This is a genomic window from Diplocloster agilis (genome assembly GCF_019042275.1).
GTDB classification, from domain to species: Bacteria; Bacillota; Clostridia; order Lachnospirales; family Lachnospiraceae; genus Diplocloster; species Diplocloster agilis.
The window spans coordinates 94,588-116,805 of sequence record NZ_JAHQCW010000002.1 but is presented as its reverse complement, the minus strand read 5'-3'; the positions used below and the strand labels follow the sequence as shown (position 1 = coordinate 116,805).

At 51.1% G+C, this 22,218-nt stretch carries 16 protein-coding genes; 15 read left to right on the top strand and 1 reads right to left on the bottom strand.

Annotated elements, in window-relative coordinates; genetic code table 11:
* Window positions 1-8 precede the first annotated feature (8 nt).
* The 15 genes from KTH89_RS01965 to ilvC all read left to right on the top strand — a co-directional run bounded on the left by KTH89_RS01965 (window position 9) and on the right by ilvC (window position 18,811).
* Complete coding sequence (locus tag KTH89_RS01965; RefSeq protein ID WP_238720435.1) at window positions 9-509, top strand: Gx transporter family protein; 501 nt, start codon at window positions 9-11, stop codon at window positions 507-509.
* Complete coding sequence (gene ruvA / locus KTH89_RS01960; RefSeq protein ID WP_158344178.1) at window positions 506-1,117, top strand: Holliday junction branch migration protein RuvA; 612 nt, start codon at window positions 506-508, stop codon at window positions 1,115-1,117. The genes KTH89_RS01965 and ruvA overlap by 4 nt, the downstream gene beginning before the upstream one ends.
* Before the next feature lie 109 nt (window positions 1,118-1,226).
* Complete coding sequence (gene ruvB, locus KTH89_RS01955; protein ID WP_158344179.1) at window positions 1,227-2,228, top strand: Holliday junction branch migration DNA helicase RuvB; 1,002 nt, start codon at window positions 1,227-1,229, stop codon at window positions 2,226-2,228.
* A gap of 68 nt (window positions 2,229-2,296) precedes the next feature.
* Window positions 2,297-2,704 carry a cell division protein ZapA gene (locus tag KTH89_RS01950; RefSeq protein WP_158344180.1) on the top strand — a complete coding sequence of 136 codons (408 nt, stop codon included), beginning with the start codon at window positions 2,297-2,299 and terminating at the stop codon, window positions 2,702-2,704.
* Between the two features lie 218 nt (window positions 2,705-2,922).
* Window positions 2,923-5,199 carry a U32 family peptidase gene (locus KTH89_RS01945; RefSeq protein WP_238720434.1) on the top strand — a complete coding sequence of 759 codons (2,277 nt, stop codon included), beginning with the start codon at window positions 2,923-2,925 and terminating at the stop codon, window positions 5,197-5,199.
* Entirely contained in the window at window positions 5,199-6,629 is a 1,431-nt protein-coding gene (locus KTH89_RS01940; protein ID WP_238720433.1) for an FtsW/RodA/SpoVE family cell cycle protein, read from the top strand. Before KTH89_RS01945 ends, KTH89_RS01940 begins: the two co-directional genes overlap by 1 nt.
* Window positions 6,511-8,025, top strand: coding sequence for a peptidoglycan D,D-transpeptidase FtsI family protein (locus KTH89_RS01935; RefSeq protein ID WP_238720432.1), 1,515 nt, complete (start codon window positions 6,511-6,513; stop codon window positions 8,023-8,025). The genes KTH89_RS01940 and KTH89_RS01935 overlap by 119 nt, the downstream gene beginning before the upstream one ends.
* Window positions 8,026-8,109: 84 nt before the next feature.
* Window positions 8,110-9,249: a DUF6236 family protein gene (locus KTH89_RS01930; protein ID WP_238720431.1), complete on the top strand. Its 1,140-nt coding sequence runs from the start codon at window positions 8,110-8,112 to the stop codon at window positions 9,247-9,249.
* A 115-nt stretch (window positions 9,250-9,364) separates the two neighbouring features.
* Window positions 9,365-9,592: a FeoA family protein gene (locus KTH89_RS01925; protein WP_158344185.1), complete on the top strand. Its 228-nt coding sequence runs from the start codon at window positions 9,365-9,367 to the stop codon at window positions 9,590-9,592.
* Window positions 9,589-11,577, top strand: coding sequence for a ferrous iron transport protein B (gene feoB / locus KTH89_RS01920; RefSeq protein WP_238720429.1), 1,989 nt, complete (start codon window positions 9,589-9,591; stop codon window positions 11,575-11,577). The genes KTH89_RS01925 and feoB overlap by 4 nt, the downstream gene beginning before the upstream one ends.
* 161 nt (window positions 11,578-11,738) lie before the next feature.
* Window positions 11,739-12,725, top strand: a complete 987-nt coding sequence (locus KTH89_RS01915) for a Gfo/Idh/MocA family protein (RefSeq protein ID WP_238720428.1) — start codon at window positions 11,739-11,741, stop codon at window positions 12,723-12,725.
* A 9-nt stretch (window positions 12,726-12,734) separates the two neighbouring features.
* Window positions 12,735-14,552 carry a bifunctional homocysteine S-methyltransferase/methylenetetrahydrofolate reductase gene (locus KTH89_RS01910; protein WP_238720427.1) on the top strand — a complete coding sequence of 606 codons (1,818 nt, stop codon included), beginning with the start codon at window positions 12,735-12,737 and terminating at the stop codon, window positions 14,550-14,552.
* A 69-nt stretch (window positions 14,553-14,621) separates the two neighbouring features.
* Entirely contained in the window at window positions 14,622-17,051 is a 2,430-nt protein-coding gene (locus KTH89_RS01905; RefSeq protein ID WP_238720426.1) for a homocysteine S-methyltransferase family protein, read from the top strand.
* Between the two features lie 162 nt (window positions 17,052-17,213).
* Window positions 17,214-17,714 (top strand): acetolactate synthase small subunit, encoded by a 501-nt coding sequence (ilvN, locus tag KTH89_RS01900; RefSeq protein ID WP_158344190.1) that lies wholly within the window; start codon window positions 17,214-17,216, stop codon window positions 17,712-17,714.
* Window positions 17,715-17,800: 86 nt separating this feature from the next.
* Window positions 17,801-18,811 (top strand): ketol-acid reductoisomerase, encoded by a 1,011-nt coding sequence (ilvC, locus tag KTH89_RS01895; protein WP_158344191.1) that lies wholly within the window; start codon window positions 17,801-17,803, stop codon window positions 18,809-18,811.
* A gap of 180 nt (window positions 18,812-18,991) precedes the next feature.
* On the opposite strand, the gene KTH89_RS01890 is transcribed toward ilvC, so the two are convergent.
* Entirely contained in the window at window positions 18,992-22,033 is a 3,042-nt protein-coding gene (locus tag KTH89_RS01890; RefSeq protein ID WP_238720425.1) for a glycoside hydrolase family 2 TIM barrel-domain containing protein, read from the bottom strand.
* Window positions 22,034-22,218: the final 185 nt, after the last annotated feature.

Below are 22,218 nucleotides of genomic sequence, written 5' to 3'. Positions count from 1 at the left end.
GTTGAAAGTTGAGGCATAAAATAGCGTTTCTGGGAATGTTCACCGCGTTTGCCCTGATTGCCAGCTATATCGAGTCCCTGATTCCGTTTTATTTTGGAATACCGGGCGTGAAGCTGGGGTTGACAAACGCAGTGATTGTACTGGTGTTGTATCTGATGGGAACAAAGGAAGCATTGGCCGTATCTTTTGCCAGGATACTGCTGGCCGGCTTTCTGTTCGGTAATCTGTACAGTATCTTATATAGCCTGGCCGGCGGGATGTTAAGCTTTCTGGTCATGGTGCTGTTGAAAAGGTGGAACCGTTTCAGTGTGGTAGGAGTGAGCATGGCGGGAGGAGTCTTCCACAATGTGGGACAGATTCTGGTGGCCATGGCGGTGGTGGAGAATGTCAGCCTCGCGTATTATATGCCGCCGCTTTTGATTTCCGGAGTGATTACCGGAATGCTGATCGGTGTAGCGGCCAGGGAGGTTTTGAAGAAACTGCCCGCCGGGAACAGGAGGATAAAATGATCGCTTATATAAAAGGAGAATTGGCTGAGGTGGAGGAAAATGCCCTGATCATTGAATCGGGGAATATCGGATACCGGGTTTTTATCAGTACCCAGACATTATCGGAGCTACCGGCCGTGGGCGCGCAGATAAAGCTGCACACATATTTTAATGTCAGGGAGGACGCGATGCAGCTCTATGGTTTCCTGACCAGGGATGATCTGGAGGTCTTCCAGCTGCTGTTAAATGTTAATGGGATAGGCCCCAAAGCAGCGTTGGGGGTCCTGTCCGGATTGTCGGCGGATGATCTTCGCTTCGCGGTACTGACGGACGATGCGAAGGCTATCGCCAAGGCTCCCGGAATCGGCGGCAAGACCGCGCAGAAGATTATCCTGGAGCTGAAGGATAAATTAAGACTGGAGGATGCCTTTGAACGGAAGCTTGAGCATAACCTGACCGGAAAACAGAAGGCTGTCTCAGATGCCAGGGACGAGGCGGTGCAGGCGCTGGTGGCGCTTGGATATTCCAGCACCGATGCGCTGCATGCGGTGAAGACGGTTGATATTACGGAAGATATGGATGTGGAAGCGATATTAAAAGGGGCGCTGAAAAAAATGTCCTTTTTATAAAAGACAAGCCTGCCATGACAAGCATAAGCAGGACAAACATAAGCAGGTTAAATATAAGCAAGTTAAATATAAGCAGGTTAAACAGGCGGGATAATAGCGGGAGAAAAGTATGGAGAAACGGATCATAACGACACAGACCCTGGAAGAGGATCTGAAAATCGAACATAGTCTGCGGCCGCAGACCCTGGATGAATATATCGGCCAGGAGAAAGCCAAAAAAAATCTGAAAGTGTTTATACAGGCGGCAAAACAGCGGGGGGAGGCACTGGACCATGTGCTGTTCTATGGCCCGCCGGGACTGGGCAAGACCACGCTGGCCGGTATCATCGCCCACGAGATGGAAGTGAATATCAAGGTCACTTCCGGGCCGGCGATCGAGAAGCCGGGCGAGATGGCGGCGATCCTGAATAATCTGCAGGAGGGGGATCTGCTTTTTGTGGATGAGATTCATCGGCTGAACCGGCAGGTGGAGGAGGTTCTGTATCCGGCGATGGAGGATTATGCGATCGACATCCTGATCGGAAAAGGAGCCACCGCCCGTTCGATCCGTCTGGATCTGCCGAAATTCACGCTGGTGGGAGCGACGACCAGGGCAGGGCTTTTGACCGCCCCGCTGCGGGACCGGTTCGGAGTGGTCCATCATCTGGAATTCTATACGGTGGAGGAGCTTAAGACCATCGTCATCCGTTCGGCGAAAGTGCTGAAGGTCCGGATCGATGCCAAAGGAGCGGAGGAGATCGCGAGACGATCCAGAGGTACGCCAAGACTTGCGAACCGGCTTCTGAAGCGAACCAGGGATTTCGCCCAGGTAAAATATGACGGCAATATCACGGAGGATGTGGCCAGATTCGCGCTGGATCTGCTGGATGTGGACCGGATGGGCTTGGACCAGATCGACCGGACGATCTTACGCATACTGATCGAGAAGTTTAGCGGCGGCCCTGTGGGGTTAGATACTCTGGCTGCGTCGATCGGCGAGGATGCGGGAACGATTGAGGATGTCTACGAGCCCTATCTGGTACAAAATGGCTTTCTGCTCCGCACGCCCCGCGGACGGATGGCGTCCGATCTGGCTTACCGGCATCTGGGTTTGGAACGTGAGACCGTATAAAAAGGTTGTTTTTTAGACAAATTTGTTTATAATAGAAATAGGATGCTTAGGACAGAAGGGGTGAGGTTATGGCAGAGAAGAATCATACAGAAGTGCTGATCGACGGTAAGGTTTATCATCTGGCCGGGGTAGAGGGCGAAGAATACCTGCACAAGGTTGCTACCTATATCAATAACAGGCTGGAAGAATTCAACCAGATAGAAAATTTTCGCAAACAGTCGGGTGAGAACCGGAATCTGATGGTTCTGCTGAACATCGCCGATGATTATTTTAAAGCCAAGAAGCAGGCGGATCTTTTGTCCGAAGAGATGGAAGCAAAAGACAAAGAGATGTATGATCTGAAACATGAAATGATCGCTGCACAGGTACAGCTTGAGAATATGGAAAAAGCCATGAAAGAAATGCAGACCAAGACCTATGATCTGCAAAAGCAGATCGTGAAGCTGGAAACCGAGCTGGACGGGCGTAAAAGATAGTTAAACTCAGGATAAATGAAAAGGCGGGGGCGTGAGATTGTCGAAATCCCACGTCCTTTTTCATTCATTTCCTTTAAAATATAGAAATCCAACGTTATGCAGAAGTTTATAATGCAGGAAGTTCCTTAAAATGCAGGAAGTTCGTAAAAAACAAGAATTTCGTGAAAATGCGGAAGTTTTTGTAAACGCAGTAGGAAAGGATTATGGGAGTATAAGATATGGACAGGGAAAAAATCGAACTGCTGGCTCCGGCCGGTTCTTACGACAGCTTTCGGGCGGCGGTGCAGGCGGGCGCGGATGCGGTTTACATGGGAGGAAGTAAATTCGGGGCCAGAGCCTACGCGGATAATCCGCAGGAGGATATGCTGCTGCGGGCGCTTCGGGAGGCCCATTTGCGAGGAAAGAAAATCTATCTGACGGTGAATACCTTGTTGAAGGAACGGGAACTTGAGACGGAGCTGTATGATTACCTGCGGCCTTATTACGAGGAAGGGCTTGACGCGGTGATCGTGCAGGATATGGGGGTTTTGTCCTTTGTGCGGGAATACTTTCCGGATCTTCCCGTACATGCCAGCACCCAGATGACCATCACAGGTCCGCTGGGGGCGGGATTTCTTAAAAAAGAAGGGGTATCCCGTGTCGTTCCCGCCAGGGAACTTTCTCTGCGGGAGATCCGCATGATCCGGGAACAGACCGGCTTGGAGATCGAAACGTTTATCCATGGGGCGCTGTGCTACTGTTATTCGGGCCAGTGCCTGTTAAGCAGTATATTGGGCGGCAGAAGCGGGAACCGGGGGCGGTGTGCCCAGCCCTGCAGGCTGCCTTATGAGTTGACCGGAGGAGCCGGCAAGGGGAAGCAGGCTGTCTTAGCAGCCTCCAAACGCTCTGTCCCAGCCGCTTTAAAGCAGCAGGTTCCGGCCGCTTCACATTTGTTAAGCATGAAAGATCTGTGCACCATTGATCTTCTGCCTGACATTCTGGAAGCCGGAGTAACCTCCTTGAAGATCGAGGGAAGAATGAAGCAGCCGGAATATGTGGCGGGCGTGGTCCGGATTTACCGGAAATATCTGGATCTGTATCTGGAAAAGGGCGCAGGCGCTTACCAGGTATCGGAGAAAGACCGCCGGGAATTGGAATGCCTGTTCAGCCGGGAAGGATTCACAAAAGGCTATTATGTCCAGCACAACGGGCGGAAAATGTTAAGCTTAAACAACGCGGGCGGAGAAATCCGAATGGGAGATCTCATGGAGACGCTGCGAAGAGATTATGTCGAAAACCAATCCAAAGAAAAAATTAATGGTATGTTAATACTTTCTAAAGATAATCATGCTAAACTCTGTGTAAATGCACAGAACGCCTCCGTCACTGTGACGGGGGCCTGCCCGGAGCAGGCAAAGCAGCGGCCGCTCCAAAGGGAACAGGTGGAAAAACAGCTTCGGAAAACGGGCGGCACCCAGTTCCAGTTCGGGCAGCTTCAGATCGAGATGGAAGAGGATCTCTTTTTACCGCTGCAGGCGGTCAATGAACTGCGAAGGAATGCCCTGGAGGCATTGGAGCAGAAACTCTTAGCCCCCTTCCGGCGCACGGCTCCTGTGATCTGGGAACAAGAGAACGCGCAGAAGGACGCGGATGCCCGCAAGGGCCGGGAACATACTGTGCGCATCCGGGCTTATGTGGAAGAAATAGAACAGCTGGAAGCGCTTGTCAACCTGGAAGAGATATCGGATCTGTATGTAAACTATTCTATTTTTCCTTCTATATTTGCAAAGAAAACAGAACTGGCTGATCTGAACAGATGGACGGATGAGATTCACCGCCGTAAGAAAAAATGTTATCTGGTTCTCCCGGTCATTTTCCGGGAAAGCTTAAGACAGGTCTTCGAAGGAATATGGGACAGGCTGGCAGAAACCGGCGTGGACGGCATTGTCATTCGAAATTGCGAGGAGTACGAGTTCCTGAAGCGGCATCATTTTGAAAAACCTGTGATCCTGGATGCCAACGTCTATACGTTTAATAAGAGAAGCCGTGAATTCTGGGCAAAAAAGGGCTGCGGCCGGGATACCGCGCCGGTGGAGCTTAATTTGAAGGAATTAAAAGCAAGGGGCTGCGAGGGCGGTGAAATCATTGCCTACGGACATCTGCCTATGATGGTTTCCGCCCAGTGCCTGATAAAAACAGCGGACCGCTGTACCCGTGTCCCGGAGACAAGGCAGTTAAAAGACAGGTATCAGAAGCATTTTTATGTCAAGAATTACTGTATGCCGGAAAGCTGCTATAATGTGATTTATAATTCCGTTCCGCTGGTACTGCTGGATCAGGACCGGGAAATCAAGGCCCTGCATCCTGCGGCTGTCCGGCTGGATTTTACCGTCGAGACCGGGACGGAGGCGCTTAAAACGGCAGAGCTTTATATCGGCCGATATCTTCATGGCATTCAAGCAGACATGCCCTGGAAGGAATTTACCAGAGGACACTTCAAGAGAGGCGTAGAGTAATGGTTAATGTCATCGTTGAGTTATCCAAATATTTGATGATCATATTGATTGCCATGTATACGTATCAGAGCTATACGGTATTCAGGCATGAGGCTCCGGCCCGGCAGAAGAATATATTCCGGAAGCAGAACACGCTGATGTTTCTCATTCATCTGACCGCTTATCTGGTGATGTATTTGAAAACAAATAATCTTCAGATTCTGTTCTTCTACGCGGAGCAGGTGATTTTGCTGGCGGCGATCCTGGCCTTTTACCATGTGGCTTATCCGAAGGCTTCGCGCCTGGTGGTCAACAATATGTGTATGCTGCTTTCCATCGGCTTCATTATTCTCACCAGGCTCTCCTTTGACAAATCCAAGCGGCAGTTTATGATCGTGGCCGGCTCGGCTGCCATATCGCTTCTGGTGCCTTTTCTGGTGAGGAAGATGAAGTTCCTGCGGAATCTCACATGGCTGTACGCGGCGGCGGGGATCGGGCTTCTGGGGGTCGTGGCTGTCGCCGGAAGCCGGGTATACGGGGCGAAACTGAACATATCCTTCGGGCAGTTTTCCGTGCAGCCGTCCGAGTTTGTGAAGATCACCTTTGTGTTTTTTGTGGCGGCGCTTCTTGGCAGGTCTACGGAATTTAAGGATATTGTGAAGGCTACCGCTGTTGCGGTTGCCCACGTACTGATCCTGGTGCTCTCCAAAGACCTGGGCGGGGCGCTGATCTATTTCGTTGTGTATCTGATCATGCTCTATGTGGCTTCGAGAAAACCTTTATATCTGATGGGCGGGCTGGCCGGAGGCAGCATCGCCGCTGTGGCCGGCTATTTCCTGTTCGGCCACGTGCGCACCAGGGTACTGGCCTGGAGCAATCCGTGGGACGTGATTGAAAAAGAGGGCTATCAGATCACCCAGTCCCTGTTCGCCATAGGGACCGGAGGCTGGTTCGGAATGGGGCTCTTTCAGGGGTCACCGGATAAGATTCCCGTGGTAGATCAGGATTTTATCTTTTCCGCCATCTCCGAGGAGCTGGGCGGAATCTTCGCACTCTGTCTGATCCTGATCTGTGTCAGCTGTTTTTTAATGTTTATCAATATTGCGATGCAGATAAAGGATGATTTTTATAAACTGGTGGCATTGGGTCTGGGGACCGTCTATGGATTTCAGGTGTTTCTGACCATCGGGGGCGTCACAAAGTTCATCCCCTCCACCGGAGTTACGCTGCCGCTTGTCAGCTACGGCGGCAGTTCTATGCTTAGCACGCTGATTATGTTTGCCATCATCCAGGGCATGTATTTATTAAGAGAAGATGAGGATGGTAAGGCCAATGTTCAAGTTCAAAAACAAAAAAGCCGAAAAAGAACAGGAAATTCTGAACCTGTATCTTCAGGGCGCGGACGACGGGACGATAAGCCCGCAAAAGCGGGACGGAAAAAAGAAAAATAGAGAGCTTTTACTGGTTGCCTATCTGTTCGTAGGGATGTTTACGCTACTGATGGCCTATTTTGTATATTTTAATACGGCCCAGGCGGACGACGTGATCAACAATCCTTATAATTCCAGGCAGGATACTTTTGCGGACCGCTATATCCGTGGGAAAATCCTGGCAAATGACGGGGAAGTCCTGGCAGAAACCGCATTGTCGGGGGATGGAACGGAAACCAGGCGCTACCCGTACAAAGACCTGTTCGCCCACGTGGTGGGGTATTCCACGGTAGGAAAAACCGGAATCGAATCCCTGGGAAATTTCAGCCTCCTGTCCTCTCACGCCTTTTTCCTGGAACAGCTGGAAAATGAGTTCAAAGGGGAGAAAAATATCGGAGATAATGTGGTAACCACGCTGGATGTTGGGCTGCAGAAGACAGCCTACGATGCTATGGGGAAATATGACGGCGCCGTGATTGCGCTGGAGCCGTCCACCGGTAAAGTGCTGGCCATGGTCTCCAAACCCACGTATGATCCGAATAAAATACAGGAGCAGTGGGATGCGCTGACTTCTGAGGATAATGACAGCACGGCGCTTCTGAACCGGGCGACCCAGGGCTTGTATCCTCCCGGTTCCACCTTTAAAATTATAACCACGCTTCAATATGTGCGGGAGAACGGGAATTATGAACAGTACAGCTATGACTGTCATGGAGAGTTTACGGCCGACGACGTGACCATCAGCTGTTATAAGCACAAGTCCCACGGCGTTCAGAACCTGATGGAGTCCTTTGCCCATTCCTGTAATTCCTCCTATGCCAATATCGGGATGGATCTGAATATGAAGTCCTTCAACAGCCTGTGCGACAGCCTTTTGTTTAACAAGGAGCTTCCGGTCTCTATCCCATACAGCAAGAGCAAATTCGCGGCGCCGGCGCAGGATGATACCGCGCAGAAGCTGATGACGGCCATCGGCCAGGGGGAGGGCACGCTGGTATCTCCCATGCATATGGCGCTGATCACCTCGGCCATCGCCAACAACGGCGTGCTGATGAAGCCCTATTTCATAGACCGGGTTGAAAATTATACCGGGGATAAAGTAAAACAGTACAAGCCGGCGGAATATGGAGCCCTGCTCTCAGAAGGGGAGGCGGCGCTTTTAAAATCCTATATGATCGACGTAGTGGAAGAGGGGACGGCCACCAAGCTTTCCGGGCAGAATTATACGGCGGCCGGGAAAACAGGAAGCGCCGAGTACAGCAGCAACAAAGCGAAAAGCCATGCCTGGTTTGTCGGATTTTCCAATGTGGATTCCCCGGATCTGGTGGTTGCCGTAATCCTGGAGGGCGCCGGGGCCGGGAGCGATTACGCAGTACCGGTTGCGAAGAAACTGTTTGCCGCCTATGCGGACCGTTGAGGGGCGGGTTTCAGACCGGTGAATGTGCGCTTAGACCGTTGTTGAAAGGCGCGTTTCATACCGTTAAGTGAATGGAGGGATGAATTGAGATCTATACTGTATTATCCGGATATTAATATGAAGGATCAGAGCTGGCTGCGAAATGCGGTACTGTATTGGGACAAAGTAAGTTCCATCGTTCCCGAAGAAGATAAGACGATCGTCCTATCCCCGGAAATATGCGAACTGATGGAACAGGACTATTATCGTCCGATGTATCCGTCCAGCCTGTTTGCCTCGGAATTCCTGCCGGATTTTGAGGAAGAAGTCATAGAACGGTTATCTGCTCCGGACCGGCTGCCGGATCTTCGGTCCAACAAGCTCATTTCCTCCGCAAAATCCGCTTCCTGCGGTACGGACAAGCTTCTTTCAGACACAGAATACGGCCGCTATTACATACATGAGGACAAGCTGCCCTGGCATGAGTTACCCGTTATGCTTCATCACGAAAAAACCAATAGAAAACTGTATGATTTCATGTGTGAGCGTAACCTTTTAAAGCGGGACGGCACCGGTAACTGGTATGTGTTGGATGAAAAGACCGCCCGACTTTACATGTCTCTTCTTGCCAAATACCTGGCGAAAGCGGAGAGCGTAAGAACAGGGCATTTTATCGCCGTAGGTACGGACAGGCCGGTGAATCTGTCCTATGCCTATGAAAAAGAGTCCTCTTCCCCGGAGAACGGCAGCTGGTGTCTGGACTGTGTAATGCAGAATATACTTCCAACGCCCGGAAAAGGGGTGCCGCTTAAAAAAATCCTTTCCTTCCGGCGGCGGTATCGGGATGAGCTGCTCCAATTCCGCCAGGAATTGGATTCCTTTGAAAATAGTTTGAAAACCTGCGGGGACGTGCAGGAAATACAAAGGTTCAGTGAAAGTTTCCGTGAAAAAATAGAGCTGGAAACCGGAAAACTTACCAGAATCATGCATCAGTCAGGAATGGAAGCGGTCCTGACTACAGCGAAATCCCTGATCGAGTTGGATCAATCTACGGTCCCGGCGATTCTATCCGCGATGGCCATAGGCTCCCGCTCCCGTGTGCTCAGCGCCGCAAGCTACGGTATGATAAAAATTACTGCCGGCCGTCTGAATCTTCGAAGGCAGAGAAAAGAAATCCTGTCCGCTTCCGGCTTTGCCTACCTGTATCACGCAAATACCAAAAAAATTATTTCTGCTCAAAGCTGACGAAAACCATACTTCTAACTTTATTGACATCCCCCGGGAAAAATCGTAAGATAAACGAAGAGAAAAATTAGTCGTATTTTGTAGAGAAGAGCAAAATGCGTCACTGGAGGATAACATGAGGCTTTATGATGGTGCGATCGGTCAATCTTATCAGGTGGTTGATTTGGGGCTGGAGGATAATATTACCCGCAGATTGGAATCTCTGGGGATCAATGAAGGAACCAGGGTTGAGATTTTTAACAAAAAACGGAACGGGGCCGTGATTATCAAAGTGCGGGGGACCCGCTGGGCCATCGGAAAGCAGGTTGCCAAAGGAATTGATGTAAAGGAGATCGCGCAATGAAAGATCAGATATCCGTCGCATTTGTGGGAAATCCCAATTGTGGTAAGACTACTTTATTTAATGCCTATACCGGAGCTAATCTGAAGGTGGCCAACTGGCCGGGTGTTACGGTCGAGAAAAAAGAAGGCTCCGCCACTTATAAGGGCAGCAAATTAAAGCTGATCGATCTCCCGGGCATCTACAGCCTGACTTCTTATTCGATCGAGGAGAAAGTCAGCCGCCAGTGTATCATGAGTGATGACGTGGATGTAATTATCAATATCGTGGACGCGTCCTCCATGGAGAGAAATCTCTATCTGACCATGCAGCTGCTGGAGCTTCGAAAGCCGGTTATATTGGCGCTTAATATGATGGACATAGTGGAAGAGCGCGGGATGGAATTGGATCTGCACCGTCTTCCGGAGATGTTAGGCGGGATTCCCGTTGTCCCGGTTTCGGCCAGAAAGAGGACAGGGCTAGATGTTCTGCTTCATGCGGTGATTCATCACTATCAGGAAGGGCCGGCGGAACATGTCGTTACCTATGACGACAATATAGAAGATAAGATCGCGAAGCTGGAAGTGGTGATCAAAGCGCGCTATCCGGATGCGGCAAATCTCCGGTGGCATGCGATCAAACTCCTGGAGTATGATGAGGAAGTGATGAAGCATCATCCGGTGGATGTGACCGCGATCATCGACCGTAATTATGAGAAAGATATTATTAATCAGAAGTATGATTATATTGAGGAAGTAATTGAGGACTGCCTTTTTTATAAAAAAGAGAAGCTGGCCAGTACGGACCGGATCGACGAGGTTTTGACCCACAGAATCTGGGGCATCCCCATTTTCCTGGGAATCATGGCGCTGGTCTTTTTCCTGACGTTTACGGTGGGGGATTTCCTGAAGGGCGGGTTCGAAGTCGCGCTGGGCTGGTTTTCGGTTACCGTATCGAATCTGCTGTCCGGCCTGCATGCGGCCGGCTGGATGAATTCACTGATTGTGGATGGAATCATCGCGGGGGTCGGCGGAATTCTGACTTTTCTGCCGAACATCTTTATATTGTTTCTGGCGCTGGCTATATTGGAAGACAGCGGTTATATGGCCCGGGTGGCGTACGTCATGGACGGCATCATGGGAAAAGCCGGATTGTCCGGAAAGGCATTTCTTCCTATGATCCTTGGCTTTGGCTGTACGGTTCCGGCCGTTATGGCTACAAGGGCGCTGGAACACGAGGGGGACCGGAAAAAGACGATTCTGGTTACGCCTTTTATGTCGTGTTCGGCAAGACTGCCGATCTACGTGCTGTTCGCCGATATTTTCTTTGAAGATTACGCTATGTTGGCCGCGTTCTCCCTTTATGTGATTGGTGTTGTACTAGCTATTTTGATCGCCCTCTTATCCAATCGGATCTTCAAAGGAAAAAGCAGCAACAGCCTGCTGATCGAGCTGCCGGAATATAAATCTCCTAATGCCAGAACCATCGCTGTATATGTGTGGGAAAAGGTTAAGGATTATTTGAGCAAAGCGGGAACGACCATTTTCATCGCCTCCATTGTGATCTGGTTTGTTTTAAACTTCGGAACGACCGGTATGGTATCGGATATCTCGATGAGCTTCGGCGCTTCCATCGGACGGTTCCTGGTCCCTGTCCTGGCCCCGGCTGGTTTGGGCCTGTGGCAGATTGGGGTAGCGCTGATTTCAGGTTTATCGGCAAAAGAGGTTGTGGTATCCAGCTTCGCGGTGCTTTTTGGAATCTCCAATGTGAATTCCGCGGCAGGCATGATGCAGATGTCGGAGGCTTTGGGCGCCTACGGATTCGGGCCTTTAAACGCTTACGCGCTTATGATATTCTGTCTCTTGTATACGCCCTGCATGGCCACGATCGCAACGATTCGCAAAGAAACCAATTCTACCCGATGGACGATTGGAATGGTGATCTTTCAGTTGTTGATCGCATGGATTGGGGCGGTTCTGGTGTATCAAATCGGTAGTCTGTTTATGTAAGTATCTACTGTGCGGGACGACTCAAACCGAAATGGACATGTCCCAAACTGAAACGGACATGTCCCAAACTGGAACGGACATGTCCCAAATTGGAATGGACATGTCCCAAACCGAAACGGACATGTCCCAAATTGATCGAAGATGGAAAGGAAGCGGATGGAATGAATAAAATCAACTGGGGAATTATGGGAGCAGGCAGGATTGCGGGTATTTTTTCTGCGGCGCTGCGCGCCTGCGAGGAGGCGACCCTGTATGCGATCGGTTCCAGATCTCTGGAAAAAGCTGAGGAGTTTGCCGGACTGAATCAGTTTCAGAAGGCGTATGGTTCTTATGAGGAATTGCTGGCGGATCCACAGGTCGATATCGTTTACGTAGCGACTCCGGCCCGATATCATTATGAGGGAATCAAGAGCTGCCTGCTAGCCGGTAAGAATGTGCTGGCGGAAAAGCCTCTGACGATCAACGCGGCTCAGGCGGAAGAACTGATTGTTCTGGCCAGAGAAAAGAAACTATTTTTTATGGAAGCGGTGTGGACAAAATGCCACCCTGCCTTTTTAAAGCTGCAGGAGTGGATCAGGGAAGGGGTCTTAGGAGAAATCCGAATGGCGGAGGGCCGTTTCTTTACCGCAGCTCCCTCGACGCACCGGCTCTACTCTTATGAGAACGGGGGAGGAGCCTTGCTGGATCTGGGAATGTACCCGATCATGTATGCCCAGTCTGTTTTCCATCAGACGCCGGTGAACGTGATCAGCCATGCATTCATGGGTGAAAAAAAGGTAGACTATACCAACAGTGTCGTGTTAGAGTATGAAAACGGAGCGTATGCACAGCTTTCCAGCGGTCTGGGACCGGAGAAACTGGTATTCTTCTATATCCAGGGAACCAAAGGTAAAGTGCTGCTGAACCAGGAATTCTTTTTCCAGGCCACAAAGATCGAGGTGCTTAATTATGATAATCAGGTGATCCGGCACTTTGAAGAGCCGTTTATCTGTAATGGCTACGAATATGAGGCGCTGGAAGCTATGCGCTGTCTGCGGGAGGGGAAGACCGAAAGTGACAAGGTCCCGCTTGACGATACTCTGACCGTGATGAAAATTATGGATACCTGCCGGAAGCAATGGGATTTCCGGTTTGATTTCGAGGAGTAATGGTTGAACATGAAGGAATGGCTAAAAGGATTAAAAGAGCACAGACTCTTAGGTGACGGTGCCTTTGGCACCTATTACAGCGGGCTTGAGGGCGGATCCGCAAGAATTCCCGAATGGGATAATCTGCGCCGCCCCGATAAGGTAGAGCAGGTGCACCGGGCATATATGGAAGCCGGTGCACGATTTTTGCGTACCAATACCTTTGCGGCCAACACCAGGAGACTGGAATGCGGCCTCAGGGAAGCCGGACAGGCCGCCGCCGCGGGATACCGTATCGCCCGGTCTGCCGCTGCTGCTTATATGAGAGAGCACACAGAGGAAACGGCTGAGCATGGACCGATCCTGACAGCGGCGGATATCGGCCCGATTCCCATGGACATCCATCAGACGGCGGAGCATGTGATCGAAGAGTACCGCTATATCTGCGACTCTTTCCTGAGCGAGGGAGCCGGTCTCTTTATGTTTGAAACCTTTGCCGATTTGAAATATATAAAGCCTGTGATCCATTGGTTAAAGGATAAATCCGATGCGGCTGTCTTCGTATCCTTCTGTGTTAACGGCTATGGTTATTCGAAATATGGCATCCGCGCGTCCCGGCTGCTTGAGGATGCCGCCCAAATGGAAGAGATTGACGGGATCGGCTTTAACTGCGGGATAGGCCCGGGACATCTGTGGCAGGTGATGCGCAGACTGCGGCTGCCGGAAGATAAGATAATCACCGCATTTCCGAATTCGGGCTATCCGGCCTTACGTTCCGGACGAACGGATTTTAAAGATACAAGGCAGTATTTTGGGCAGAGGATGAAGGATATCGCAGAGCTTGGAGTGAACCTGCTTGGAGGCTGCTGCGGCACGAATCCGTCTTATATAGAAGCGGTGGAAAAAACGGTGGATTTCCGGCAGACTGCAGTCCGGCATATACCGGAAGCATCGCCGGTGATTCTTAAAAAAGCGGCGGTTACCAATCCGCTGCTGCAGAAAATGCAAAGCGGTCAAAAAGTGAACGCCGTGGAGCTAGACCCTCCCTATGATGCCAATACGGACCGGATCATGGAGTATGCCAATTCCCTTAAAACCGCCCCGGTGGACATCATTACATTCGCGGATTCGCCTATGGGGCGCGGAAGAGTGGACTCTATATTGATGGGTGCCAAGGTGCTCCATGAAACCGGGCTGCCGGTTATGCCCCATATCGCCTGCCGGGATAAGAACGCCATCGCGCTTCGGGCTGGCCTTCTGGGCGCATATGTCAACGGCATCCGTAATTTCCTCGTGGTAACCGGCGATCCGGTAGCCGGAGGGGACAGGGGAGATATCACAGGGGTCTTCGACTTTAACTCCATCACGCTGATGCAGTTCCTAAAAGAGATGAACCAGGAGCATTTCCGGGAGGAGCCGATCTGTTACGGCGGCGCTCTCAATCAGGGCCGGAAAAATCTGGACGCCGAGATCCGGCGTATGGGGAAAAAGATAGAGGCAGGGGCTTCCTATTTTCTGACCCAGCCTATATTCTCTATAGAAGAAACAGAGCGGATCCGTCAAATTAAAAAAGAAGTAAATACCAGAATACTCTGTGGTATTATGCCGCTGGTCAGCTATCGGAACGCCTGCTTTATCCGAAACGAAGTGACCGGAATACAGGTGCCGGAGCAGGTGGTCCGGTCGTTTGATCCCGGAATGTCGAAGGAGCAGGGAGAAGAGGCCGGGGTCAGAATCGCCCGGCGGATGATGGATGAACTTAAGGATGTGGCGGATGGATATTATTTTATGCTGCCGTTTAACAGAGCGTATCTGGCGGCGCGCTGCCTGCGGGATGACGGGGAATAAGGGATTTAAGAAGTAAGAACATGATCGGAAAGCGGTTATGTGCAGGATATCGCAAGTATGGAGGTAAAAATGACAAGACAGGAATTCAGAGAATGGACAACAAAGAATCTGGTTATATTGGACGGCGCCACAGGATCGAATCTCCAGAAGCGGGGAATGCCGTCCGGCGTCTGCCCGGAGGCCTGGATCACGGAGCATAGGGAAGTGATGCGAAAGCTTCAGCAGGAATACGTAGACGCGGGCACGAATATTCTCTATGCCCCCACCTTTACGGCGAATCGGATCAAGCTTAGGGAATATGGCCTGGAAGACCGGATGGCGGAACTGATTCACTCCCTGGTGTCCATATCCAGGGAGGCTTCCGCCGGCCGGGCCCTGATCGCCGGAGACCTGACCATGACCGGAGAACAGCTATCACCCGTTGGAACCCTCGATTTTGAAGAGCTGGTGGATGTGTACAAAGAACAGATCGTCCTCCTTGACCAGGCCGGCGTTGATCTGCTGGTCGTTGAGACAATGATGAGCCTTCAGGAGACCAGAGCCGCCCTGATAGCGGCCAGAGAGGTCTGCAGCCTGCCTGTCATGGCTACCATGACGTTTAACACCGACGGAAGGACGTTCTACGGCACAGATCCGGCCACTTCCGTGGTGGTGCTTCAAAGCCTGGGGGCGGACGCGGTAGGCGTAAACTGCTCCTCCGGCCCGGACACGATGTTAAACTTCGTTCGGGAAATGAAAAAATACGCGAAGGTGCCGTTGATTGCGAAGCCCAATGCAGGTCTTCCCGGTATCAATGAGGCCGGTGAGACGGTATACGATATGGATGCCGACACCTATGTAACACACATGCACGCGCTGATCGAAGCAGGCGCCACGATCCTCGGCGGCTGCTGCGGTACGACGCCGGAGTTTATAAGAAAGCTATCCGAGTCCCTTCCGGACCGGCGCATCTCGTTTCAGCCCGCAGAGCCTGTAAGACTGCTGGCTTCGGAGCGCAAGGTGCTGGCTTTTGGCTTAAACGAGCGGTTCCATATCGTCGGCGAGCGGATCAATCCCACCGGCAAGAAAAAGTTTCAGGAGAAACTGCGGAACGCAGATTATAGTATGGTACGTTCCTTTGCGGAGGATCAGACCGAATGCGGCGCATCCGTTCTGGATATCAATGTGGGAATGAATGGCATCGATGAAAAAGAGACCATGTTAAAGGTGATGGATGAAGTGATGGCCGTAACCCCGCTTCCTCTTTGCCTGGATACCAGCCACATCGATGTGATGGAAGCGGCTCTCAGACGCTATCCGGGCCGGGCGCTGATCAATTCCATTTCCCTGGAAACGGAGAAATTTGAGAAACTGCTTCCCATTGCCGGAAAATATGGAGCCATGTTCATCCTGCTCCCTCTGTCCGACGAGGGGCTGCCCAAATCGCTGGATGAAAAGAAAGAAATCATACAAAAGATCCTGGACCGCGCGTTAACCCTCGGCTTTTGCAGAGAGGATATCGTCGTAGACGGTCTGGTAACCACGGTGGGTGCGAATCAAAAAGCTGCGTTAGAGACACTGGAAACCATCCGCTACTGCAAGGAGGAGTTAGGTCTGGCCACTATCGTGGGTCTGTCTAACATATCCTTCGGCCTGCCGGAGCGCAGTTTTATCAACGCCGCCTTTTTAACCATGGCAATACAGCAGGGCCTGACGATGGCGATCGCGAATCCCTCCCAGGATCTTCTGGTGAACAGCGCCATGGCCTCAGACCTGCTCATGAACAAACCGGAGGCGGATCTGGCCTATATTCACCGGATGAATGCCAGAAAGGCGGATGAAGCTCCAACTCCCATAACCGGCCCTGCAAAGTCGGCGGAAGAAAAATCAGAGCAGCCAAAGGTATATGAAAGCGTTATGAAAGGGAACCGAAACGGTATTCTGGATCATGTAAACGCAGCCCTTGCAAAAGGTTACACGCCCTCCTCCATTATCAACGAAATGCTGATACCGGCTATCCACGAGGTGGGAGAGCTTTTCGACAAACAGATCTATTTCCTGCCACAGCTGATCTCCAGCGCGGAAGTTATGAAAAAGGCGATCGAATATCTGGAACCTATGCTGGAGCAGGATGAAGACCAAAAAGAAAAGCCGGTCATCGTCATCGCCACAGTCGAGGGCGATATTCACGACATCGGCAAAAATCTGGTGGGACTGATGTTAAAAAACTGCGGCTACGACGTGATAGACCTGGGAAAAGATGTCCCGAAGGAAGCAATCGCCAAAGCAGCCATGGAACATCACGCTGCCGTCATCGGCCTGTCCGCGCTGATGACCACCACAATGCAGGAAATGCGTCATGTGATCGCTTACGTAAGGGAATTGGGTATCGAGTCCAAGGTGATAATCGGCGGCGCCGTGATCACGCAAAGCTACGCGGATGAAATCGGAGCGGACGGTTATTCCAAAGATGCCGCCGAGGCGGTGAAATTAGTCGAACGGCTGTTAGGGGAGGCCTAGGCTGTGTTAGAGAGGCCTGTGTCTGGAGAGGCTTAGGCCGCTTGATTTTTCCCTGCTTTCCTACTTAAGCACAGTAAAGTGTTGAAATTCTATTTGACAAAAATTTTAAGACTTGATAGAATAACACTTAGTACAATTCTATAAAGAAAGCAGGTTGTCTGTATGGAGCAAACCGTATTATCTATGTTGGTTGACAATACCTTCGGCGTGTTAAGCAGAGTGGCGGGCTTGTTCAGCCGCAGGGGATATAATATTGAGAGTCTGACCGTAGGAGTGACGGCGGATCCCAGATTTTCCAGGATGACGGTAGTTGTCAACGGAGATGAGGTGATCATCGAGCAGATTGAGAATCAGCTTCGCAAGCTGGTGGATGTGATTGATATCAAAAAGTTAGTAGATAAGGAATCGGTAAGCAGGGAACTGATCCTGTTAAAGGTGAGAGCCCAGGCCGAGGACCGCCAGGCGATTATAGCGGTGGCGAATATTTTCCGGGCAAATATCGTGGATGTGGCTCCGGATTCCCTTATTATCGAACTGACAGGCAATCAGTCCAAGCTGGAGGCGTTTATCGGCCTGTTATCCGGATATGAGATACTGGAACTGGCCAGGACCGGGATTACCGGACTGTCGCGGGGCTCGAAGGACGTCAGATATTTTGATTGAGGAGTGCTAGAGGCTTAAATAACCTTTAACCATATTTTGCCGGAAGATACCGGCGTACATTTTATAAAAAATGGAGGATGAGTAAAATGGCAAAGATTTTTTATCAGGAAGATTGCAACCTGGCTTTACTGGAAGGTAAGACCATCGCAATCATCGGCTATGGCAGCCAGGGACATGCACATGCACTGAACCTTAAGGAGTCCGGTTTCCATGTAATTATCGGCCTGTACGAGGGCAGCAAATCCTGGGCTAAGGCAGAGGCAGCCGGATTTGAAGTATATACCGCGGCAGAGGCTGCAAAGAAAGCAGACATCGTTATGATCCTCATCAATGATGAGAAACAGGCGAAGATGTACAACGAATCCATCGCCCCGAACCTGGAAGAGGGCAACATGCTGATGTTCGCCCATGGTTTCGCGATTCATTTCGGACAGATCATCCCGCCGAAGAACGTGGACGTAATCATGATCGCTCCGAAGGGACCGGGCCACACCGTAAGAGGTACATATCAGGAAGGCAAGGGAGTTCCCTGCCTGATCGCTGTTCATCAGGATTACACCGGCAAAGCGCATGACATCGGTCTGGCCTATGCATTAGGAATCGGCGGCGCGAGAGCAGGCGTCCTGGAGACCACCTTCCGTGAGGAGACCGAGACCGACCTGTTCGGTGAGCAGGCTGTTCTGTGCGGCGGTGTGACAGCATTGATGAAATGTGGTTTCGAAGTTCTGGTGGAAGCCGGATATGAGCCGGAGAGCGCTTATTTCGAATGTATCCATGAGATGAAACTGATCGTAGACCTGATCTACCAGAGCGGTTTCGCCGGTATGAGATATTCCATTTCCAACACCGCTGAATATGGCGATTATATCACCGGACCGAAGATCATCACCGAGGATACCAAGAACGCTATGCGTCAGGTTCTGAAAGACATCCAGGAAGGCGTATTCGCCCGCAACTGGCTGCTGGAGAACCAGATCGGCTGCACCAACTTCAACGCAAAGAGAAGAATGGAATCCCAGCATCAGCTGGAGCAGGTCGGCGCAGAGCTTCGTAAACTGATGAGCTGGACAGATGAGAAGAAACTGATCGACAACTGATCGATGGTTACTCTCTGAATTTAAAATCAGACTCCCGAATTGCTGTGCAGGAATGTGCATTGCAATTCGGGAGTTTTTATGCGATAAAAGAAAGGCTGCCTACATTTCTTTCGACGAAAGAACAGGCCGCCTTTCTTACTTATGCGTGCATTTTTCTGCATATATTGTGTTATGCACGAATTATATACAGCGGGGACTCATCGGTGCTGACAACCGTTCAAAGGCAAGAAGAAAATCCCAGTGGAATTCCGTCTCGCTGAACCGGTATTCGTCTGCCAGCGCAGGTCCGCAGCTATTGGAACCTATTCCGCTCATGGCGTAGTCCACAGTGAGATGGGTGTAGCCGGACTTCACAAGTTCGCAGCTGTGGCGCTTGCGGGTCAGTTCCGCGGCAGAGTAGGGCAGCGCCTGGAACGAAAAAGGCAGTTGGGCTGTAACAGTGAGGGCGTGGCGCGGACTCTCAAGGCTAAGATATTCACATCCAAAGTGAGAACCGTTTTCCTGGGGCTTTATATAGTCCTCAAAGAGGTCATCCACCGTCTCATGGAACAGGCCGACATAATCTGCCCGGTGTTTATCGCAGTAGCTTTCGAAAGGGCCGTAGCCAAAATAAGTAACCGTATCAAATTCCCGGGGCAGGGCAAAATGAATGCCGAAGCGGGGAAGATAGGGAAAACATGACTCTTTATTCGCATCCACAGATCCCCGGATGCGCCCGGCGGCGTCGATCTGCCACGTGACGTCAAGATACAGGATCGGCTGCAGGGCAACCGCGGTCAGGGACAGATGGCAGTCAATCCGGACTACATTTTCCATAATATGACAGGTGCTTTCATAAACCCGGGGAAAGGTCCTGTCGTAACCGGCCGCCTCCCATTCCTCCCTGATATACCGGTCGTTGTCGGTGGGGGCGCGCCACAGCGTGTACGCAGCCGGTTCCGACAACAGTTCTTCTCCATCCACATACAGACGGTCAAACGAGGCGCTCAGGCGGTTAAAACGGTAGAGAAATCCATTTCCTAAAATGTGATAAGCATCCGCTTCCTCCCGGACAGTCAGTGATCCCGTTTCGTCAAGACATCCGGGGACAAATCCGGTTCCCGGTATCGGAAGCTCGAACTGGTCAAAGCCATATTCAAATTCCTCTTCGCTGTCCGCAAACGGCACGCTCCGATTAGCCATCATTCGGATTCTCAGAAAGCATCTTCCGGATTCCGGCAGCGTATAAGGAAGCGTGAAGGCTGCCGTCTGGCGCGGGGGCGCAGCGGGACAGGGTATCCGGCCGGATTCCCATGGCATTCCGTCCTGCGTAATCTCATACTTTAACTCCAGCAGTTCAGACAGATCTGTGAAGGAGAGAAGATTAGTCAGAGTAAAAGACCCGGCGGTCAGATCACAGGCCTTGATCCTGGCAGGCCGAAACACATTTTTGTGTTCGAACAGGCCGGTGTGGGGCCTGCCGTCCGGATACGTGATTCCGTCCACGCAGAAGTTGCCGCAGTTGGGAAAATCTCCATAGTCCCCGCCGTAGAAATATTTCGTCCGTCCGTCTTCCGTATATCCCATATCCGCAGACTGATCCCGCCATTCCCAGATAAATCCGCCCGCCAGGTTCGGATACCGGCTCATCAGCTGAAAATAGTCCTCGATATCTCCGGGGCTGTTGCCCATGCAATGAATATACTCGGTTAAAATGACAGGTTTTTTCGTGGCGGGATCTGCAAGGAGGGCTTCCAATTCCGGGATCGGCAGATACATCCGGCTGAGTACGTCGATTCCGTCTATGTCCTGGCACATGATCGGATGGGTGCTGCTCTCATAATTCAGAAGCCTGGTGGGGTCCAATCCTTTGACCAGGCGGCATCCGGCTTCCATATTGGAGCCGTAGCCGGTCTCGTTGCCAAGGGACCAGATCAGAACGCAGGGGCGGTTCTTATCCCGGGCTACCAGCGCGGTTTCCCGGTCCAGTATCGCCTCACGGAAGCAGGGGTTATCCGCTATCGTTCCGTTGGTACTTTGCTGCATGGCTTTGTAGAGCTTGATGATGCCGTGGGCTTCCACGTCCGCTTCATCGATTACATACAGCCCATATCGGTCGCACAGCGTGTAAAGAAGAGGGGCGGCGGGATAATGGCTGGTTCTGACCGCGTTGATATGATGCTGCTTCATCAGACGGATTTCCTGTTCCAACTCTTCGGATGTGACGGTGTACCCATTCCGTGCGTGAAATTCATGCCGGTTGACTCCGTGAAAACGGATCGGAGTATCATTTAAAAGAATTTGTCCGTGTCGGACCGAGATCGTACGGATTCCAACGGTTTCCCGAATACATTCCCCGTCTGTGCACAACAGAAGAGAATAGAGCTGCGCAGACTCGTCACTCCACAGTTTCGCATCAGGAACCTCGATTACAAGCGGTCCGTCTGCCGCGGTACCGGAAGCGATCTTTTCTCCGCATGGGTCCGTAAGCACATAATGGACGGGAAAAGAAGAGCCGCGGTAAGTAAAGGATATCTGAACAAAAGCGGTAGTACCGCCTTCCGGTACGTCCGTAGTTACCTGGTAGTCACGGATATGTTCCGGCGGACGGCTTAACAGATAGACGTCCCGGAAGATACCGCTTAGACGCATCTTGTCCTGGCATTCCAGATAGGTACCGTCACACCATTTTAATACCAAAACCGCCAGACGATTCGTTCCCTCTTTTATGTAACGCGTTACATTAAACTCCGAAGAAGAATGGGAAATCTGGCTGTATCCCACAGGTTTTCCATTTACCCATACATAAAAACAGGAATCCACTCCTTCAAAATTCAGGTACCGCTCCAGACCGTCCCGGAGAGAACAGGTAAAGTCAGTCAGATACAGCCCGCATGGATTCTGGGCCGGCACATACGGAGGGTCATAGGGGATCGTGTATTCCAGATTCGAGTAATGGTAACGCTCATAGCCCAGAGACTGCCAGGTGGACGGGACAGGAATAATATCAAGGGAATGCATCGGGAAATCCGGAAGAACCGCCTGTTCCGGAACCTGACGTGTATTCTCATAATACCGGAACCGCCAGTTTCCGCTTAACAGCTGAAACCGGTCCGAATCCTTTCTCTCCTCAAAATCCGGTCCCAAGGCGGATAAAGGAGAGAAGGGAATATAATAGGCACGGGGATCCTCCGTACCGACATGAAATACGGACAGATCTTCGTGATAAGTTGGAAGCTTCATGAATTAAACTCCTTTCATTATTATTGCCTGTTTTTTTCAGGCATACAGGTATCCTGTAAGGGTTTCATTGTTATTGCCTGTTTTTCCAGGCATACAGGTATCCTGTAAGGGTTTCATTGTTATTGCCTGTTTTTCCAGGCATACAGGTATCCTGTAAGGGTTTCATTGTTATTGCCTGTTTTTCC

Bases quoted from the DNA above. Each gene is read 5' to 3' on its own strand.
- ruvA (WP_158344178.1), top strand. From the start codon at position 506: ATGATCGCTTATATAAAAGGAGAATTGGCTGAGGTGGAGGAAAATGCC.
- ruvB (WP_158344179.1), top strand. From the start codon at position 1,227: ATGGAGAAACGGATCATAACGACACAGACCCTGGAAGAGGATCTGAAA.
- KTH89_RS01950 (WP_158344180.1), top strand. From the start codon at position 2,297: ATGGCAGAGAAGAATCATACAGAAGTGCTGATCGACGGTAAGGTTTAT.
- KTH89_RS01945 (WP_238720434.1), top strand. From the start codon at position 2,923: ATGGACAGGGAAAAAATCGAACTGCTGGCTCCGGCCGGTTCTTACGAC.
- KTH89_RS01940 (WP_238720433.1), top strand. From the start codon at position 5,199: ATGGTTAATGTCATCGTTGAGTTATCCAAATATTTGATGATCATATTG.
- KTH89_RS01935 (WP_238720432.1), top strand. From the start codon at position 6,511: ATGTTCAAGTTCAAAAACAAAAAAGCCGAAAAAGAACAGGAAATTCTG.
- KTH89_RS01925 (WP_158344185.1), top strand. From the start codon at position 9,365: ATGAGGCTTTATGATGGTGCGATCGGTCAATCTTATCAGGTGGTTGAT.
- feoB (WP_238720429.1), top strand. From the start codon at position 9,589: ATGAAAGATCAGATATCCGTCGCATTTGTGGGAAATCCCAATTGTGGT.
- KTH89_RS01915 (WP_238720428.1), top strand. From the start codon at position 11,739: ATGAATAAAATCAACTGGGGAATTATGGGAGCAGGCAGGATTGCGGGT.
- KTH89_RS01910 (WP_238720427.1), top strand. From the start codon at position 12,735: ATGAAGGAATGGCTAAAAGGATTAAAAGAGCACAGACTCTTAGGTGAC.
- KTH89_RS01905 (WP_238720426.1), top strand. From the start codon at position 14,622: ATGACAAGACAGGAATTCAGAGAATGGACAACAAAGAATCTGGTTATA.
- ilvN (WP_158344190.1), top strand. From the start codon at position 17,214: ATGGAGCAAACCGTATTATCTATGTTGGTTGACAATACCTTCGGCGTG.
- ilvC (WP_158344191.1), top strand. From the start codon at position 17,801: ATGGCAAAGATTTTTTATCAGGAAGATTGCAACCTGGCTTTACTGGAA.
- KTH89_RS01890 (WP_238720425.1), bottom strand. From the start codon at position 22,033: ATGAAGCTTCCAACTTATCACGAAGATCTGTCCGTATTTCATGTCGGT.